This window comes from Gordonibacter pamelaeae 7-10-1-b, from assembly GCF_000210055.1.
In the GTDB taxonomy this organism is placed as follows: domain Bacteria; phylum Actinomycetota; class Coriobacteriia; order Coriobacteriales; family Eggerthellaceae; genus Gordonibacter; species Gordonibacter pamelaeae.
In genome coordinates this window covers 2235082-2236513 of record NC_021021.1, presented here as the reverse complement: position 1 = coordinate 2236513, position 1432 = coordinate 2235082, and the positions used below count along the sequence as shown (strand labels likewise).

The following is a 1432-nucleotide window of genomic DNA, read 5'->3' as shown; positions in this document are numbered from 1 at the left end:
CTGTGCCTGCGCCGTGTACACGCAGGACCGTCGCGGGGAAGGGTACCTCAAGGCGGCTCAGCGCACGGTGTGCTTGGGCGAGCGCTACTCCGACGCGCTCTTCGGCAACGGCCATGCCGTGCTGCAGGCGGCGGACGAATGCGGCGCCGCAGTGGTGCTTCTCTCCGACGAGGCGCTTCCCCTGGCCGAGGTGGACAGCTTCCTCGCCCGCGCCGCCGCGCGGGGCGTGCGCGTGTTCCGCGCGATGAGCCCGGACGCGCCGGCCCTCGGCTGGATACTCTGCTCCACCGACAAGCCGCCGCTCGACGACGGCACGTGGCGCACCTGCCAGCGCTGCGGGCTCTCGTTCGACGAGGCGAGCCTCGCATCGGGGCACTCCACGTGCCCGTCGTGCGGCGGCTACTTCCGCATGTCGTCGGCCGAGCGCATTGACGACACGCTCGACGCGGGCAGCTTCGAGGAATGGAACCGCTCCGTGCCCGAGACCGATCCGCTGGGCTTCCCGGGCTACGGCGGCAAGCTGGCGGCGCAGCGCGCCAAGACGGGGCTCGAGGAGGCCGTGCGCACGGGCGAGGGCCGCATCGCGGGTCTGCGCGTGGCCGTGGGCATCATGGAGTCGCAGTTCTTCATGGGCTCCATGGGCTCGGTGGTGGGCGAGAAGCTGTGCCGGCTGGTGGAGCGCGCCACCGACGAGCGCCTGCCCGTCGTGATCTTCACGGCCTCGGGCGGCGCGCGCATGCAGGAGGGCCTCGTGTCGCTCATGCAGATGGCGAAGGTGTCGTGCGCGCTGGCACGCCACGGCGAGGCGGGGCTGCCGTACCTCTCGGTGCTCACCGACCCCACCACGGGCGGCGTGACCGCGTCGTTCGCCATGCAGGGCGACGTGGTCCTGGCCGAGCCGGGCGCCCTCATCGGCTTCGCGGGCCAGCGCGTCATCAGGGACACCATCAAGCAGGAGCTGCCCGAGGGCTTCCAGACGGCCGAGTTCGCGCTCGAGCACGGCCTGATCGACGCCATCGTGGAGCGCTCGGAGATGCGCTCGACGCTCGCTCACCTGCTGGCCATCCACCTGGCCACCGCGAGGTCGAACCGCGGCGCGCACGAGCCGGGCGACTGCGCCATCCTCGTGGACTTCCAGACGGTGCGCGACAACCTGGAGCATGGCACCGACACGTACAACACGGTGACGTACGGCCTGCTGGAGCCCGAGGGCGGCCTGCCGTTCGGCGAGTCGTCCCCCTGGCGTCCGCGCCGCGCCCAGCAGCTGCTGGGCGGCCTGGCGGGGCGCCTGGAGCGGAAGGCCTCCGGCGCCGTGTCGCCAAAGCGCCTGGGGAAGGTTCTCGCCCGCGGCGGCTTCGACGCCGAGGGTGGCGCTTCGCTCGAGGTGAACGGGGCGCCCGCTGACATCTCCGCCGCCGCGGCCGTCGATCCC

At 72.6% G+C, this 1432-nt stretch carries 1 protein-coding gene; it reads left to right on the top strand.

The genetic code is table 11. The annotated features are described in order from the left end of the window. Positions 1-1432: acetyl-CoA carboxylase, carboxyltransferase subunit beta (gene accD / locus GPA_RS16880; protein ID WP_083809070.1), on the top strand; the 1432-nt coding region annotated here is incomplete at both ends.